This is a genomic window from Limnohabitans sp. T6-5, from assembly GCF_003063315.1.
Taxonomy (GTDB): domain Bacteria; phylum Pseudomonadota; class Gammaproteobacteria; order Burkholderiales; family Burkholderiaceae_C; genus Limnohabitans_A.
Genome location: NZ_NERV01000002.1, coordinates 293,820 through 309,668, shown reverse-complemented (window position 1 = coordinate 309,668; position 15,849 = coordinate 293,820). Strand labels below are relative to the sequence as shown.

17 protein-coding genes are annotated in these 15,849 nt (G+C 53.1%); 8 read left to right on the top strand and 9 right to left on the bottom strand.

Annotation, left to right across the window (positions count from 1 at the left end; genetic code table 11):
* Positions 1-88 precede the first annotated feature (88 nt).
* The 3 genes from B9Z51_RS07095 to B9Z51_RS07085 all read left to right on the top strand — a co-directional run bounded on the left by B9Z51_RS07095 (position 89) and on the right by B9Z51_RS07085 (position 4,604).
* Positions 89-1,855 carry a phage integrase family protein gene (locus tag B9Z51_RS07095; RefSeq protein WP_233254870.1) on the top strand — a complete coding sequence of 589 codons (1,767 nt, stop codon included), beginning with the start codon at positions 89-91 and terminating at the stop codon, positions 1,853-1,855.
* Entirely contained in the window at positions 1,852-4,122 is a 2,271-nt protein-coding gene (locus tag B9Z51_RS07090) for a DNA topoisomerase 3 (protein WP_108374824.1), read from the top strand. The genes B9Z51_RS07095 and B9Z51_RS07090 overlap by 4 nt, the downstream gene beginning before the upstream one ends.
* Positions 4,123-4,256: 134 nt before the next feature.
* The gene (locus B9Z51_RS07085; protein WP_146187708.1) at positions 4,257-4,604 is read left to right on the top strand and encodes an SGNH/GDSL hydrolase family protein; all 348 of its coding nucleotides are present in this window, start codon (positions 4,257-4,259) and stop codon (positions 4,602-4,604) included.
* 68 nt (positions 4,605-4,672) lie between these two features.
* On the opposite strand, the gene B9Z51_RS18390 is transcribed toward B9Z51_RS07085, so the two are convergent.
* The gene (locus tag B9Z51_RS18390; RefSeq protein WP_158272845.1) at positions 4,673-4,834 is read right to left on the bottom strand and encodes a hypothetical protein; all 162 of its coding nucleotides are present in this window, start codon (positions 4,832-4,834) and stop codon (positions 4,673-4,675) included.
* A 157-nt stretch (positions 4,835-4,991) separates the two neighbouring features.
* On the opposite strand from B9Z51_RS18390, the gene B9Z51_RS07075 reads away from it, so the two are divergent.
* A complete protein-coding gene (locus B9Z51_RS07075) occupies positions 4,992-5,210 on the top strand; it encodes an antitoxin MazE family protein (RefSeq protein WP_090138983.1) in 219 nt (72 codons plus the stop codon).
* The gene (locus tag B9Z51_RS07070) at positions 5,207-5,533 is read left to right on the top strand and encodes a type II toxin-antitoxin system PemK/MazF family toxin (RefSeq protein WP_199227481.1); all 327 of its coding nucleotides are present in this window, start codon (positions 5,207-5,209) and stop codon (positions 5,531-5,533) included. Before B9Z51_RS07075 ends, B9Z51_RS07070 begins: the two co-directional genes overlap by 4 nt.
* Here the strand turns inward: B9Z51_RS07070 and B9Z51_RS07065 are convergent, their stop codons facing one another.
* The gene (locus B9Z51_RS07065) at positions 5,534-6,355 is read right to left on the bottom strand and encodes a hypothetical protein (protein ID WP_108374820.1); all 822 of its coding nucleotides are present in this window, start codon (positions 6,353-6,355) and stop codon (positions 5,534-5,536) included.
* 145 nt (positions 6,356-6,500) lie between these two features.
* A complete protein-coding gene (locus B9Z51_RS18195; protein WP_146187707.1) occupies positions 6,501-6,965 on the bottom strand; it encodes a hypothetical protein in 465 nt (154 codons plus the stop codon).
* 153 nt (positions 6,966-7,118) lie between these two features.
* Here B9Z51_RS18195 and B9Z51_RS07060 point away from each other — a divergent pair, with 153 nt between their 5' ends.
* Positions 7,119-7,940 carry a three-Cys-motif partner protein TcmP gene (locus B9Z51_RS07060; protein ID WP_108373185.1) on the top strand — a complete coding sequence of 274 codons (822 nt, stop codon included), beginning with the start codon at positions 7,119-7,121 and terminating at the stop codon, positions 7,938-7,940.
* Here the strand turns inward: B9Z51_RS07060 and B9Z51_RS07055 are convergent.
* On the bottom strand, positions 7,937-8,683 hold the full coding sequence (locus tag B9Z51_RS07055; RefSeq protein WP_108373183.1) for a DUF5131 family protein: 747 nt from the start codon (positions 8,681-8,683) through the stop codon (positions 7,937-7,939). The genes B9Z51_RS07060 and B9Z51_RS07055 overlap by 4 nt on opposite strands.
* Before the next feature lie 2 nt (positions 8,684-8,685).
* Positions 8,686-9,525 carry a SprT-like domain-containing protein gene (locus B9Z51_RS07050; protein ID WP_233254869.1) on the bottom strand — a complete coding sequence of 280 codons (840 nt, stop codon included), beginning with the start codon at positions 9,523-9,525 and terminating at the stop codon, positions 8,686-8,688.
* Positions 9,526-9,666: 141 nt separating this feature from the next.
* Here B9Z51_RS07050 and B9Z51_RS07045 point away from each other — a divergent pair, with 141 nt between their 5' ends.
* A complete protein-coding gene (locus B9Z51_RS07045; RefSeq protein ID WP_108373181.1) occupies positions 9,667-10,074 on the top strand; it encodes a PaaI family thioesterase in 408 nt (135 codons plus the stop codon).
* Positions 10,075-10,151: 77 nt separating this feature from the next.
* The gene (locus tag B9Z51_RS07040) at positions 10,152-11,300 is read left to right on the top strand and encodes an aromatic ring-hydroxylating dioxygenase subunit alpha (RefSeq protein WP_108373179.1); all 1,149 of its coding nucleotides are present in this window, start codon (positions 10,152-10,154) and stop codon (positions 11,298-11,300) included.
* 114 nt (positions 11,301-11,414) lie between these two features.
* On the opposite strand, the gene B9Z51_RS07035 is transcribed toward B9Z51_RS07040, so the two are convergent.
* From B9Z51_RS07035 to radC, 4 genes are all read right to left on the bottom strand, one after another.
* Positions 11,415-13,733 (bottom strand): helicase-related protein, encoded by a 2,319-nt coding sequence (locus B9Z51_RS07035; protein ID WP_108374816.1) that lies wholly within the window; start codon positions 13,731-13,733, stop codon positions 11,415-11,417.
* A 155-nt stretch (positions 13,734-13,888) separates the two neighbouring features.
* Entirely contained in the window at positions 13,889-14,665 is a 777-nt protein-coding gene (locus tag B9Z51_RS07030; protein WP_146187706.1) for a hypothetical protein, read from the bottom strand.
* Entirely contained in the window at positions 14,655-15,071 is a 417-nt protein-coding gene (locus B9Z51_RS07025) for a hypothetical protein (RefSeq protein WP_108373175.1), read from the bottom strand. The genes B9Z51_RS07030 and B9Z51_RS07025 overlap by 11 nt, the downstream gene beginning before the upstream one ends.
* Positions 15,072-15,152: 81 nt before the next feature.
* The gene (gene radC / locus B9Z51_RS07020; protein WP_108373173.1) at positions 15,153-15,779 is read right to left on the bottom strand and encodes a DNA repair protein RadC; all 627 of its coding nucleotides are present in this window, start codon (positions 15,777-15,779) and stop codon (positions 15,153-15,155) included.
* Positions 15,780-15,849: the final 70 nt, after the last annotated feature.

Below are 15,849 nucleotides of genomic sequence, written 5' to 3'. Positions count from 1 at the left end.
CAAAATTAATTCCCGCCGACGCGGTCGTCCGGCAGGAAAATCCTGCATTTCAAGATCGAGCGGTCTGTGTCTGCATGACCTGGCTTTCATGCGTGCCGTTTTGCAGGGCATGAATTTAGAGTCCGCTGGGGGCCGGTTTCTGCCCGAGGTGCATTCGGATTTGCGGGTGATTCGGACTTACCTGTGTGACGTGGCACAACAAGCTCAGCTCATATTGCAGGGCCTGGGGCATCACACTCTTGCGGTGACGCTGAAGTCAGCGTTGCTGAAACCGCAAGCACTCGCGAAACCCCGACTGCCTTCTTTGGCAGAGTTTTCCGAAGAGCTGGATGATCCTGATGCTTGGAGCGAGGCTGAGTTACTTGGGTTGTACCGTGATCGTTATGGTCCTGAGATTGACCAGGTAAAAGCCTCCCCTGCTTCATCCTGTGTCGATGTAGATGCCTGTCTTCAGGGATTGGCTTTGATTCAAACCACTGGCGTTCGACTCCCCTGCTTATCCGATGACATTGAGGCTTGGCTGGGCACTGGACTTGTTCGTCATCTTCGGTCTGTGGGCGTGTCAGCGTTGTCGGACTTGACCGCCCTAGTGCGTATACGGGGCAAGCACTGGTACCGCTTGGTGCCCGGTATCGGCAAAGACCGTGGTGTGAGACTGGTCCAGTGGCTGCAGGACCATGTGAATTTTTTGGAGCCGGTTATGGCCGGTCCAGTTGCGAGTTCTACTACGGCACTGTCTGGATGGGAGAGCCCTACGGCTGGCGCACTGCTACGTGCAACTGGGACCAATGCCCTGGGGGCGCAGAGCGATCAGCAAGCCCTGCAGGCGTGGATGGGCACGCTGGATTTTCTGTCTCCTCACACTCGTAAAGCGTACTCGCGGGATGTGGCCAGGCTTCTGTTATGGGCACAGAGGGAGCTGAACAAGGGTCTGTCCGATCTGACCGTGGTGGATGCCACCGCGCATGCCAAATTTTTGCAAAACCCGCCTGCGCAATGGTGCAGACCCCGTTCGGCAAATAACCACATGACGATGCGCGGCCCATTGTCACCAACGAGTACGGCCAGAGCATTGGCCGCAATCGGGCATTTGTATGGTTTTCTGGTCGAGACGCAGTACCTGAAGGCCAATCCATTTTCCAGGGTTCGCACCCCTCATGAAAGAGGCGTGCAAATGGATGTTCAGCGTTGTTTCAGCAATGCCCACTTGGAGCTGATTCAGCAAGTTTTGATGGCGATGCCCAGCGGCCCCCGGCAGCGGCGCATGGTGGCCATTTTTGCTTTACTGGAAAGCACGGGGCTACGCATTGGCGAGATCCCGAGCAGCTGGGCTGCTGTGGTCAAGCCCTTTGATGCAGAGGCAGGCACGGTCACTTGTCTGCGTGTCATTGGCAAGGGCGCTCGTGAGCGACTTTTGCCACTCAAGGAAGAGGTGTTGGAGGCATTGCATGACCATGCAATTGATCAGCTGGGCACCAGTGGACTGCAGCCCAGCGAATGGCCCCTGATAGGTTGCATTGGAGAGCCGGTCAATCCTGATCAAGTCAGCAATGGCGCACTGAGCACAGCCCGATTGAGGGTTGTGCTCAAGGACTTTTTTCAGGAGGTGGCCATGGCCTGTCCATCTCCTGATTTAGCTGAGAACTTTCGACGTGCGACACCGCATTTCATGCGACATACCTTTGCGCATCGGGTACTCAATGCCACCCAGGGGGATCTGGCTGTCACACAGCTCCTGCTGGGGCACAAGTCCATTTCCACCACGGGCATCTACGTCAAGGCCGATCTGTCACAGAGGCAGCGAGCCATTGACTTGCTGTCTGTTCAAACCATCAAGGGAGGCAAAACATCATGAGACTTTTTATCTGCGAAAAACCATCTCAGGCAGCCGACATTGCCAAGCACGTGGGTGCCCGTCAATCCGGCAATGGCTGCAGGACGGGTGATGGCGTCACCGTGACCTGGTGCATTGGTCACCTCCTGGAGCAGTCACCGCCCGAGCACTACAACCCTGAGCTCAAGGTCTGGTCTATGGATCACCTGCCGGTGTTGCCGGCAACTTGGCACATGGATGTCAAACCGAAAACACAATCCCAGTTTCAAGTGGTCAGCAAGCTGCTCAAGAGTGCGTCAGAAGTCGTGATCGCCACCGATGCCGACCGGGAAGGTGAAGTTATTGCCCGGGAGGTCATGCAGCTTTGCGGCTACCGTGGACCGGTCAAGCGTTTGTGGCTTGGGGCGCTTGATGACGCCTCCATCCGCAAGGCCTTGGCCAAGATGCTGCCAGGCGAAAAGACAAGGCCCTTGTACGAATCTGGTTTAGGTCGGGCTCGCGCTGACTGGTTGGCGGGCATGAACCTCACCATGGCGCTGACCAAGACATTCGGTTCCGGTGGAAAAGGTGGTGTGGTGCATTGCGGCCGCGTGCAGACACCGGTTTTGGGCTTGGTTGTTCGGCGTGAACGAGCCATCAGAAATTTTGTGCCCAAACCCTATTTTGTGCTCAAGACCATTTGGGAGATATCAGGCTCGCCAGTGCCTATGAACTGGCAAACGCAGGCTGACAAGCTCGACAAAGATGGGCACTGTGTTGATGAAGCCTACATCCGTTCAGTCGCCCAGAAAATCAACGGCAAGATGGGGCGATTGGTTTCAGTTGAGCGTGATGACAAGCACGAGCTTGCTCCCCTGCTCTACTCGCTGGGGTCGTTGCAAAAGGAGGCCTCTGCGCGTTATGGCATGGGTGCGAAGGCTGTTCTGGATCTTGCGCAGGCCTTGTATGAAAAGCACAAGGCCACTACCTACCCCCGAAGCGACTGTGAACACCTTCCAATGAGCATGCTGGCTGAGGCCTCACAAGTGTGCGAAGCCATCAAGCAAGCCGATCCCAAGATGACCAGCCTGGTGGCCAAGGCCGATCTATCGAAGCCCTCCAGGGCCTTCAATGATCAAAAAATCACGGCACACCACGCAATCATTCCGACCACAAACACGGCAGTCCGACTGGCTGACATGAGCGCCAACGAAAGGTTGCTGTATGACTTGATTCGCCGTCGCTACCTGGCTCAGTTTTTGGGTGTTTACAAGTACCAAGAAACACGCATACAGGGCAGCTGTGAAAACGAGCTGTTTGCCGCCACCGGACGGGTGCCATTGGTGCAGGGCTGGAAGTTGGCCTATCTGGATCTGCAGGAAGCTGCAGCAGCGGCCAAAGCAAAAAGCAAAGCCAAAACCACGGACGATGGTGAAGAAACACCCAAGGACCAGGCGTTGCCGGATGTGAAAGTGGGCCAGCAGATGATCAATCGCAAGGCGGAAGTGAGTAAAACACAGACGCAGCCGCCCAAGCGTTACACCGAAGGCACTTTGATTGCGGCGATGGAGTCCGTCGACAAGGAGATCGACGATCCACGTCTGAAAAAAGTCATGCAAAACAAGGAGAAAGCGGGGATCGGCACCGATGCAACCCGTGGAGCGACTTTGGACGGTCTTTTTAAGCGGGGGTACTTCGACAAGGCCGGAAAATTCATTGTGCCCACGGCTCGTGGTGAACAGCTCATCGAGGTGGTGGAACAGGCCGTACCTCACATGGCCGACCCGGTGCTCACAGCTTTGTGGGAGGACCATTTGTCCAAGGTGGAGGACGGCTCCTTGCCGTTGGCCACGTTCGAATCTCAGCTGGGCACCTGGCTCAAAGGGCAGATTGAAAAAATCAAGCAGCTGGGGGCCAGTAACCCAAAGCCCTCCGCTCTTCAGGGAGAGCGGTCGAGTGCGGTGGCAAAGAACAGCACGCAAAAGCCCATGGAGGCCTCAAAGGCAACACATGCATGCCCAGCATGCGGCAAGGCCATGCGACAGCGTCAAGGCGCTTCTGGGGCCTTTTGGGGGTGCACGGGATACCCCGATTGCAAAACCACCTTGCCAGATGCCGGTGGCAAGCCCGGAGCCAAAACTTCGCCCGCACCCCAGGTCGCTGTGAAAGCGCCTGTGATGCAGTCGTCAACCACACCGAAATGCACCGCGTGTGGCAAGCCAACACTCCTCAGGCAAAGCGCACGGGGGCCTTTTTATGGGTGTAGTGGCTATCCTGCGTGCAAAAACATCATGCCTGGCAAACCATGATGTTCGTTTGGGGTCGGATGGGCTTGTTATGGCTGGCAGGCCTGTCGATTGCGGGGCCTGGCTTTGCAAGATGTTTGGTCATGGGCGACTCGATTGCCCAGGGTGCTGGTGCCCATGCGCCCCACTGCAGGGTGATGGCCGAGAAAGGCATCACAACGCAAGACTGGGTGCGTCGATTTGGTGTTTCTGTTGAGCGTGATGCCCACACTCTTGACGTGGTGTTGATCAGTTTGGGCTCAAACGATGGACAAAACGCGAATGCTACAAATTTGTTCAAAGCTCGCAGCCTGCTTGCCCAAGCCAAGACGGTGATTTGGATTGCTCCTGGCCCGAAGTACCCGGCACGCAGCCAAATATTGGGGGTGGCCAGGGAGTTCGGTGATGTGGTCTATGAGCGTCCCGTTGAGCAGATGCAGGACGATGGGGTCCACTTCGATCAGATGGGTTACAAACGCATGGCAAGCGTGTTGGCCAGATACTGAAGCATCCAACAACCGCAGCGCCACCATTTCCAGTGCTATTGGCTACGCGGCGGCTGGACATTGCCCAGTTAGCCCCGTTCGCTGGGATAATTTTGCGTGTCAGGGTCAGGGTCAGTTTGGTCCTCGATCCATTTCAAAGCCAGCGCCTGGCTATTAAAGGGACCGGCCAATTCGGTACCGCTATTGTCAACGACCCACCAGAGACCATCGGGTTTTTGAATAACATTCATTAGCTGGTTTCCTTTTTTATCAGCGGTGAGAACTATGGCATATCTGCAGCAAAAAATCTTGCAGTGTCAGCATCGGTCACGCTGCGAGCCTTCAAGCCAAGTTGCATGTAACATCAGTGACGAATAAAATGTTGCATGTAACGCCAAGGAGACCATCATGGAACACGTTAATTCACGAGTTCAAAGGCACCGCGACGCTCTGCGCATGGCAGGGTTGCGACCCGTTCAAATTTGGGTGCCGGATACGCGGCGGCCAGAATTTGCAGAGGAATGCCGCCGCCAGTGCCATCTTGCCGCGCAGGCCGACCTGGTCGACGCTGATATGCAGCACTTCATGGATGAGGCCCTAGCAGACATGGATGGTTGGAATGAATGATGCGTGGTGATTTTGTGACCATTGCTATGCAAGGCGATTTCGGAAAACCTCGGCCAGCCTTGGTCATTCAGGCCGACCAATTCGGCGAACACGCCACAGTTACAGTTCTGCCCGTGTCGAGCACGCTTGTTGCCGCTCCACTCCTGCGCATTACTGTTCAGCCAAGCGACGGGAACGGTTTGCAGAAGCCGTCACAGGTAATGATTGACAAGACTGTGACTGTGAAGTGGGACAAGGTAGGGCCAGCCTTCGGTCACATTGACACAGATACGATGGTGGAGATTGAGCGGTGTCTGGCGGTCTTCTTGGGTATTGCTAAGTGATTATTTATTCACCCACAAGATGCCAAAAAAAACTGTCAGGATAAGCAAAACGAAAATGGTACTGGCGTATTGGTAGTACAACTGTCGTAATGCCCAACGAATGGGTTTGGCCATTGCCTGTCTTTCCTCAGCTATCCGTTGTGTGTAAGCACGTTTACAACCCTCTAATTTCAAGCTGGCGTGTTCTTTAGCGTTAAGCACATCTGTTAAATAATCGAGCATTCGATGTTCAACGATATTCTGTTTCCACGTCTCGATTTGAACCAGAGAACTCGCTGATGTGCTGCGAGACCGACCTTCTCGCTGCTCAGGGTCTGTGTAGTCAAATACAAAACCGAACTGCTCATAGAAACGATTACGTCGGGATTTATTTTCTTCATGGGCTTGGCCGGCAAGCAACTCAATGCTGTTGACTGATGCATCCGGCCACTGTTGCACCCATTGGACAATTTCATTCATGAGGTAAGTTCCGACCCGCTGGCCATACAGTCCCGGTAAATCTAAAAACAAAGCCCCTTTTGACATTGAAGATGAAGTTACTGAAACTGAATTGAAACTGCGCGAGTAGCTGCCATCGAACCGACCTCTTCCACTAAGACCTTGTGAAAATCTGCCGGTAATACGTTGATAAAACAGCCGAATCGACGCCTCATAGATTTCCCCGTCACGAGGGTCACGGCGGTATAGTTCCTCCCTCTCGACAACCAGCAAGCCCAACACCTTAGCTTCAGGTTGATTCTTGTCTCTGATTTCAAGTACTAGGATTCGCGGCTTAACGCTTTGCTTCGCACGATTTGTGTTGTTGAAAGAGGGTAACGCCATCATAATTATTTTAAAAAATTTATCCCTCTGGCTTCTTTATTTTAGAAGCTGCAAAAGTCTTGAAAAATAAATGTATAAAAATTTTTCTGCACTTTTATAAATATTAATAATTCATTGCTTTTGCCATTTCCTTCATATAAATGCGTCAGCGAATTTTGTAGAAAGTTACAGGGAGGGAAGTCAGAAAAAATGATTTGTCATTATCAAAATTAACGCGTATCGCGATACCAGTTGTAGTTGAACTGAAATTAGACAACTGGCCATTGCAGTGGGGATTATTGCCTGCACACTCAAGAGGCAAATCAAGCGCAGGTACACCACTCCACTCACGCACCACCTGCACTGGGGCCACGGATATGGGTGCAGAGGAACCTGGCGAAAGGGTCAAAGAAACAACAATGTTTTTCAGAATTTTTGATTCAACACCACTTTTAGTGGGAGATAACACTTGTACCGAATTGATTCTTATCGCCTGAGAACTCTGATTTTCAAAATTAGCAAGCAATTGTGAATCTTTAATTACCGATGTGGTCTTCAAATCTTGGGCAAAACAAATTGATGAATAAAAAAAAGTTGACAGAACAAATGCGAATGGAATTGATTTTTTCATGGTTGTCTTTTTTGATGGTTTGAATTGATTTTTATGTCAATTAATGTGATTGGAAGGCACAAAATTTATATTACCATGTAAAAACAATTCAAAAAAATTTCCGATGATCATCCGGCATTTGGTAATTTTCTTCAATTTTTGAGAAAGAGATTTATGGCGCGAGTTCCTGGTGATGACGGCTTAATTGCAGACGATGTGGGTTATTGGGCGACGGAAAAGCATGACTACCTGGTGCGGTATATCAGCATTTCCCGAGCCGCCCGAAAGCGCTATTTGCCCCCAAAAGGACCGGGGGGGGCGACCTTCATTGATCTGTTTTGTGGCACAGGTCGATCTCAAGTCCGAGATACTGGTGCTTGGATCGATGGCAGCGCCGTCGCTGCATGGAAACAAAGCGTTAAGGATGAAGCGCCTTTCACTAACGTCATCATTGCCGACAAAGATCCTGAGGCCCTTTATGCATGTCAAGAGAGGCTCAAGCGCTTGGGTGCGCCGGTGACCTGCTATGTCAACGAAGCAGCGGCAGTAGCTCGGCAGATTGGCCAAACACCGACACCCTATGGGCTCAATTTGGCATTTCTTGATCCATACAGTCTGGATTTGGACTTTTCTATTATTCAGAGTTTTGCAACCGTTAAACGCATGGACATGATGATCCATCTTAATCAGATGGACATGCAACGCAACTTGATGAGCCTGGCTTCAGATAGCGATCAGACTCGTCTGGATCGCTTTGTTCCTGGTTGGCGTGATTCGGTGCCCCGCTCTGGGCAGCGTGCTGCTTTTGAGCGGCGTATTTATGAATACTGGCGGGAAAAAGTCAGGAAATTAGGTCCGTGGCCATCTGCGCAGCAAAAATTGATTACGGCTTCAAGCAACCAACCTTTGTACTGGCTTGTGCTTGCCGCCTCACATGAGCTTGCTCACAAATTCTGGGGCGAGTCCCTAGATGATGGGCAATCAGAGCTGTTTTAAGCTGCAATTTGAGTGACTGGGTAAGCATCCCATGTGCGCCCCTTGAAGACACGCCCATTAGACTTCTTATCGCGTTTGACGCCGTCTGCCCCCCAGCCGCCCCATTGCTTGAAGAAAAATGCGCAGCCTTGAGCGTCGGCCTGCCTTTTGACGTTAGCCAGCCATTCTTCTTTCATAGGGCGAGCTTTGTGACCTGACTCCCCACCGACGATTACCCAATGGATATCGCTTAAGTCAAATGAACCTAAGTCTTCAAGCAGAGGCTCGACCGATAAAAATCGGATGTGTGCATCAACCTGACGCAGATAGTCGATGCGTGGTACACCGTATTTTTGATCTTCGACTGAAACACCTAACCAGACGTTTTTTGGACAAGTTCGTGTTTTGAAATATTCCGGCAGACGATCAGCACGTTTGGTCAGTATTTGGTAGGTGTGCTGTGGTGTGCTCTCGATCACTGAAAAAACTTGATCAATGAACGAGTTGGGTACGTCTTCATGAAACAGGTCGCTCATGCTATTTACGAAATACACAGTGGGTTTTTTGCGATTCAGAGGCTGCTCCAGTCGCTTTGGATGAAGTGTCAGCTCAAACTCGTTTTCGTAACCGGAGGCTCCCATGGCGTGTAGTCGCCTGGCCATAACAGCTGCGTAGCAGTTTTTGCATCCAGGCGAGATTTTTGTACAACCCGTGGTCGGATTCCAGGTCTGTTCAGTCCATTCAATGGTCGATTGTGTGGCCATGGTTATTCTCCTTTGAGAGCAGTTCTTGCCGGTTCTGAGAAGCATTCCTCGGCTTCAAATTCCGATTGGCATTCCAGGCACTGAACTTTCAGTGCGGGCTTGCCCCAGATGTTGGTTTTGCAGTTGCAGGTGTAACGGATGCGATTACTTTTATTGATAGGCGCTGCGCTGACTGCGGTAGCAACCAGGTTGTCATGCACCGCCTCGTGCTGGCTTGCCAATGAAGCACCCAGTGGCTGTGGTTCGGGTGTATGAGCTGATTGACTGCTTGAACCCTGGGCACCAGCAGTCACCATTTGCAATGCTGCGATCGCTTCCACTGGCGGGAATCGGTCATACCAGGATATCTTGAATTGATCGCCCAACAGCCCTTGACAAGCTTGATCAAATAACCCCCTCGGGATCATATAGTCGGCCATGTGATCACCGGTACGTCTACCGCCGGGCGCACCCGTGGATGATGGCATCAATCCGATGGCTTGCATCTTGTCTGCCCATTCATCATTGTGGTACCGCCCTCTTCCCGGTTTACCGAAGTGGAACTGCCACAGGTGGACCATTTCATGCACGATGGTTTGCATGATCTCTTGCAGCGGCTCAACCGCGAAATAGGCCGGATTGAGAGCTATCTCATCGACGCGTTGGCCCTCCTGATCACCAAACCGCTGAGCAGAAAAATACCCACATGTCTTCTTCTCTCGCTGTAGGGTGAGTAGGCATTGAGGCAACTTTCCTTCGAACAAGCGGATATTGAAATGGTCAAAAGCCTGTTGCAACTCTGCGTAGGCTTGTGCCGTAGGTTTGATTTTGTTTGTCTGCTTGGCTAATGTTCGTGTCTTCACACAAATATTGTATTGCACAATACAATTTATGACAAAGGGAGGTGTCCTTTTTTAAATAGCTGTAAGCTTCAAACATGGCAGGCTTAGCATTCAAACAGTTAAGCCAGACGCCATCAACATCCACGACGAAGGAGTCAGGTGATGGAAGATATCCAAGCATTCGCTCGGCAGGTCTTTGCGAGTCAACCCTTCAGTCAATTCATCGGTGCTGAGCTGACACAGTCGAGTGAAGACAGTGCAGAGCTGACGCTGGTCATTCAGGGCCACCACAAGCAGCAGCATGGTTTTGTCCATGGTGGTGTGATCAGCTATCTTGCAGACAATGCCATCACTTTCGCGGGTGGTTTGGCACTTGGTGGAAATGCTCTGACTGCGGAATTCAAAATCAACTATTGCCGTCCCGCCGTGGGATTGCATTTGGTCGCCAGGGCACAAGCACGAAGCGTGGGCAAGCGGATGGCCATTTGCCAGTGCGAGATCTACGCCGTCGATGTTGACTCGGAAAAACTGTGCGCGCTCGCACAAGGAACTGTTGTTTTGGCCGCTTGAAACCTAACTTACCGCCAAGGAGAGCGCACACTGGGCAATACATATTGCGCCAAAGCCATCCCGTCAAGGAGACCAACATGCGTCAATCCATTCAGCAGCAAACGCTGGACTTGCTCGCCTCGCTGCATCAAACAGGTCGCGATCAAAAAATGCTTGATCGAATAGTTCAAATTCCTGTGAGCATCTACACAGACCCAGGGGTTTTGGCACGAGAAATGGTGACAGTGTTCGCTCATTACCCGATGGTGGCAGGACATTCATCCAGCGTGCGTAATGCAGGAGATTACTTACTCAGTGATTGGCCGAAGTTTCCCTATGTCATCGTTCGTGATGCAGAAAGACGGCTCCGTGGATTTCTAAATACATGCCGACATCGGGGCGCACGCATCGTCTCGGGTAAGGAGACTTGCTTAAAAGCGTTCATTTGTCCCTTTCATGGCTGGTCATATGGACTGGATGGTCAACTCAAGGGCATCACCAAATCCTACAATTTCCCGGGCCTGAACTGGGGGGAATTTAATTTGGTTGAACTGCCTGTCGTGGAGCGAGCAGGCCTCATTTGGATTCATCCAACGCCCGGCAAATCAATCGACCTGGATGAATATTTGGGGCCAATAGGTGATGACTTGGACCACTTTGCGTTGGATGAGCTCGAGAGCTATCGCAAGACCCATGTCATCAAACAAGCGAATTGGAAATTGCTCATCAAGACCTACTTGGAGGGATACCATGTTCCCTACCTACATCGGAATACGCTTTCCCAAGCTTTCAAAAATGGGGTAATTGCACATTACGAATATGGATCACACATCCGTCTTGCTGCAGCACGTACAAATTTTCTAGAGATGCTGTCTGTCCCAGCACAGAGTCGACGCATCCTTGATTACGCCTCAGTCTATTACGCTTTATTTCCGCAGACATTTTTCATCATGCACCCAGATTATGTGTCCATCAACATGTTCTATCCAGAGACTCCAGACCGGTCGATCTGGACGCATGAGATGCTATACCGCCCTTCGAAATTTCAGGGGGATGCAGGACAACAGGCTTTGGAGAAACGGTTTGTTTACACCAATGACACCGTTTTCGACTCTGAAGATTTCGCAGTTGTGGAGGGGGTGCAAGCAGGCCTCACATCAGGCGCCAATGATTTTCACACACTGGGACTTGAAGAGGGGCTACTCGCCATTTTTCAACAGAATATCGACCGTGCTTTGTTGAACTAAATTAAAAAATCCCCGGCCTAAGCCGGGGATTGAATGCCGTTGAGGCACCTGCACAGGGAGGTGATGCAGGGAGGATGTAACCTCATTTGTGATTATGACGGAATCGGACTACCTTTAAGTCCTTTCCACCAACTGCTTGGCCAGGGCCACCTCGATACTGTCTCCATCCTGATTGAGGACCTCAAGGCCGGTTTCCGGCATATCACCGGAAGTGGACTGCGACACGGCAATTTTCTTGGCCATGAGTGTCAGGCATTGCTCTTGAGCGCTGCCCTCATACCCCAGAAAAATCACTTCAACCGCCACCTTTTGTCCAATCCTCCAGCTGCGCCTTGCGGCTTGCTGAAGGGTGTAGACGTTGTAGCCAGTCTGCATGAAAACGATGGTTGGAAACTCCAGCATGTCCAGGCCTGTCTTGACCAGCTCGGGGTTGGTGATGATGACATCAACACCGCGCTCGACCTGGTCAGCCAGCCAGTCCTCTCGTTTTGCGGCCTCGACCGTAGCCCTCAGCACTGCGACCTTGAAACCGGCCTGCTCCAACATCACCTTGAGCCGAGCCGTGGTGTCACGTCCACCTGTGTAGGTGGTGTAAACCAAGACGCGGCGGCCACGTTGGCGCTGCTCTCGACAAATTTCCAAAAGCTTGCGCTCCTTGGGCATCTGTTCCACGTCGCTGTAGAGACTGGGGGCCGAGGCCAACAGAGTCTTGCGGTGTGGGTGATAGACGTTTTCCTCACGGAAACAGCAGTCTGGCCAGGCCAAAAGCACGTTGAGCACCACCCCCAAAAGGGAATGATCTCCAGCACGCAGCGAGTCGTTCAAGATGCGGCGCAGCGTGGTCGCCAGGCGCATGTCGTACACCTGTTTTTGCATCTCATCCATTGGTACGGGGATGAACGTCTCCTCGTAAGGAGGCAGCACATTCCCGCCAATGTCCTTGAGCTTCAAAAACGCGGTGTAGGGCACTACATACCGCATGATCCCTTTGGGTCCGAAGCCCGGTCCCTTGGTGATGCTGGTTTTATCACGATTGCCCCGCGCCGTGCGGTGCGAGCCTTCGTCACGCTCCTTTTGCGTCTCAATCAACACGCCGTGCGCCTGCATGAAGGCGTTGCTGGCTGGGCCAATCGAGTTGCGCTCGTTGTAGCTGAACCCGTCTTCGATCATCATCCGAGGATTCAAGCGGTAAAACAGATGAAACAGGTCATCTGCATAGCCGCCCATCAAGGTGCCCGTGAGCAAAATGGTTTTGCTGGCACAAGCGGCCAACACCCCCATGGCCTGCCCTTGGGCAGATCCCTCGTTTTTGTACTCATGGCCTTCGTCCACCAGCAGGCAGCCAAAAAACCCCTTGGGCAGATAACGCTTGATGAACTCGGTGGGCTGGTAGCCCCCTTGTCCAAAGCTGATTTCGTTGTTCCCGAGGAACCGCTCCATCCGCTTGGCTTGCCGGTCGGAGAACAGGAGTTCGCCATCGTCGTCCATCAGGTTGATGAAGTTGTGAAAGTTGTCTTCCAACATGCTGGCCAACATGGCTTCCCCAAAGTTCTTCACCAGGCGTTCGGCGGTTTTATCGCCAATGCTGGGTATCTGACGTAAGGCATCAAGCACCCGCTCCCGCTGCGACTTGTCCGGGGTTTTGCCCCGGGTCAGTGTCCACAGAGGCTCGCGGCAGTGATAACAGGCCATGCGCCGCCGATTGAGGTAATCGGTGGCCATGTGCACCTGCAAAGGCGCGTTGTCATCGTCATGCACGATTTCACCGCAGTGGCTGCAGGCGGCCACTCGCAGAACCTGGCGTTCGCTCGAGTGACTACCCTGGCCATCGCCAGCATCCCGGCTGATACCGGTGATGCGGGTGACGTAGGACGGTCGCCAGTCAAAGCCCATGCGCATCCGCACGCGGCCCAGGATGAAGAACTCAGGATGCTCAGGCTTGCTGCGCATCGAGCGGATCTGCAGCAGCTTTCGCAAAGTGTCGGGACCGTTCAAGATCCAGACCCGGGCACGAGGCACCGTCTGAATGATCTCTCGCCGCCACTTGTAGACCAGGTGGGGCGGTGAAATCACCAAGGTGCGTACAAAGCCCTCGGAGTGCAAAACAGCGGCTGTAGCAATGCCCATGAGGGTCTTGCCGGTGCCCATTTCGCCATTGATGACAGATCCTGACTCGCCAGACCCGATCAGCAGCTCACAGATGGCGTGCACCACCTCGCGCTGCGCGTCAAATGGCTTGCGTAACAGGCCATCAAGCAGCACATCCCAGTCGCGGTTACTGCTGTCTTGGTAGACAGGTGGGTTTTGCTCCTGGACAGCACCGAGCAAGCCATCACCAAATTGCCGAATGAAGTCGGACAAGGCGATGATTTGTTCGGGTGCGTGCTGTCCGGGCGCATCACCAACAGAGTCAATTTCAATGGCATCGACCATATTGGCCAAATCGGGCATGGTGCCCGCATCAGGGGTTGCATATGCGTTCATGGGGAAATCTCCAAAAATGTGCGAAGACATCCCCCAGCGGGGATTAGTCCCCGCATGGGTTGAAAAAATGCCCTGGAAGCCGCCAAAACGGCTTCCAGGTGGGCTTACATGGCCAGGGCCATGGGTAGTGCAGGCTGAGCGCCTGTGTCAGTTGTGACCGAGGCCTTGTGCTCTATGGGTGCCATTGCTGGCTCATGAGTCACAGGGTTCAGGGCCAAACGCCCAGACCGCACCAGGTCGGTGACGATTTGGGCGAAGTGGGTTTGATCCAGCGTGACTTTCAGCACCACGAAATCACCCACAGGCTCAGAAAGCAGCGGGTTGATGTCTTCGTGGCCACGTTGGCCCATGCGCAGCAGCATGCTGTGCTCAATCGCGCTGATCACAGGATCGCGCCAGTGCGGCAGCAGTGGGATGCTGGCCAGCTGTCCAATCGCAGCCCATAAGCGGGCTTTGATCTTGTCCACCAGCTCCGGCTGGAGTTGGTGGGCTTTGGACACCGGCTCACCGTTGGGCAGGCTGGGTACTGGTTCAATGACCCAGGCCACATCAGCCCCCTTGACGGGGGCCAATATGACCGGGTTGTAGAGCCACAGGTGGTTCAAGTTGCCGTACACGCACTTGGGCAGTCGCCCGCTGAGCTTGTCCAGATCCTTGGCGTTGCCGACAAAGACCTTTTGCGGCCGCAGTTCCTTAACCTGCGGCTTGAGGGTCAGTTCTTGCAGACCATCCTGGTGCTGAGCACCGAGCTGCATGCGAGCAAGCAACTCCTTGATGGCTGTGTCTCGACCGTAAACGCTGAGCATCAAAAGTCGCCCAGCCTCATCGCGGATGCAGGCATCCACAAACACGCCCTGGCAGCGGTCGATCTCATACAGCATGGCCATGCTCCTGATGGTTGCCCTCAGGGGCATCAAGAGCCTTGCCATACTTGCGCTGGTGTTGCGCTTCGTAGTGCTTTCTGATCTCGCCTTTGAGTGCATCGAGAAAGCCCAAGGTCGTGAATACACGACTGTGCTGTTCGCGCACCATGGCCTCGGTGACACGTTTTGGCAAGCCGTGGATCAGTGTTTTAGAGAAATCACCGTCCAAACCAAATGCCAACACATGTCGCTCGAAACCGCCATCAATCTTGCTGACAGTGGCCTGCGTGCGCAAGCCTTTGGCCGGAGCCAAGGGCTTGTAGGTTGAAATTTTGAGCACCTGGCTTGCGCCCAGCTCAATACTCGTTGAGGCTTTCCAGCCATCACGTTTGTCCTGATGGACAGTGGTCACAAAGTTTTCCATGGTCTGTCTCCTAAAAAATGCGAGAACACCCCCCATGCGGGATGCCCCGCTGGGGTTGAAAAAGAATCAGCTTTGCTGCGTTTACATCAGGCCTTGCTCAGCCATGGAAAGGGTTGAGCCCTCCCCTACGATGATGTGATCCAGCACGCGTACATCCACCAAGGCCAGGCTGGCTTTGAGGGTTTGCGTCAAGTTCTCGTCTGCTCGGCTCGGTTGTGGTGAACCGCTGGGATGGTTGTGAGAAAAGACCACGCAGGCGGCATTGAGCTCGAAAGCACGCTTGACCACTTCTCGGGGGTAGACACTCGTTTGCGTCAACGTCCCAGTGAACAAGTCTTCGCAGGCGATCAAACGATTTTGCGAATCCAAAAACATCACGCAAAACACCTCATAGGCTTTGCCAGCAAGGCGCAGCTGAAAGAATGTTTTGATGGCATCTGGTTGACAAAAGGCAGCTCTGTTTTGAGACAAAGTCTCTCGTAGAGCCCGGGCAAACAGTTCTCGCGCACAGTCAAGCGTGAACTTGACGGGGCGCTCGATGCGCTGATCCCATTCGCTTGTGCAATCGGACACCACTGTGGATGGACTCACGCCACACAATGCGGCCAAACTGGTCGGACGTTTTGTGACTGGGCGTCCAAGCACGGTGCTGAGCAGTTGCAAGTCACTCAGCTGAGCGACTTGCGGGGGCGTATTCATGATGGACATGACATTTCCTTGGTTGAAAATGCGAAGCCCTCCCCTATGGGGTGAGGCCCCACAGGGTTGAGAAAAAACG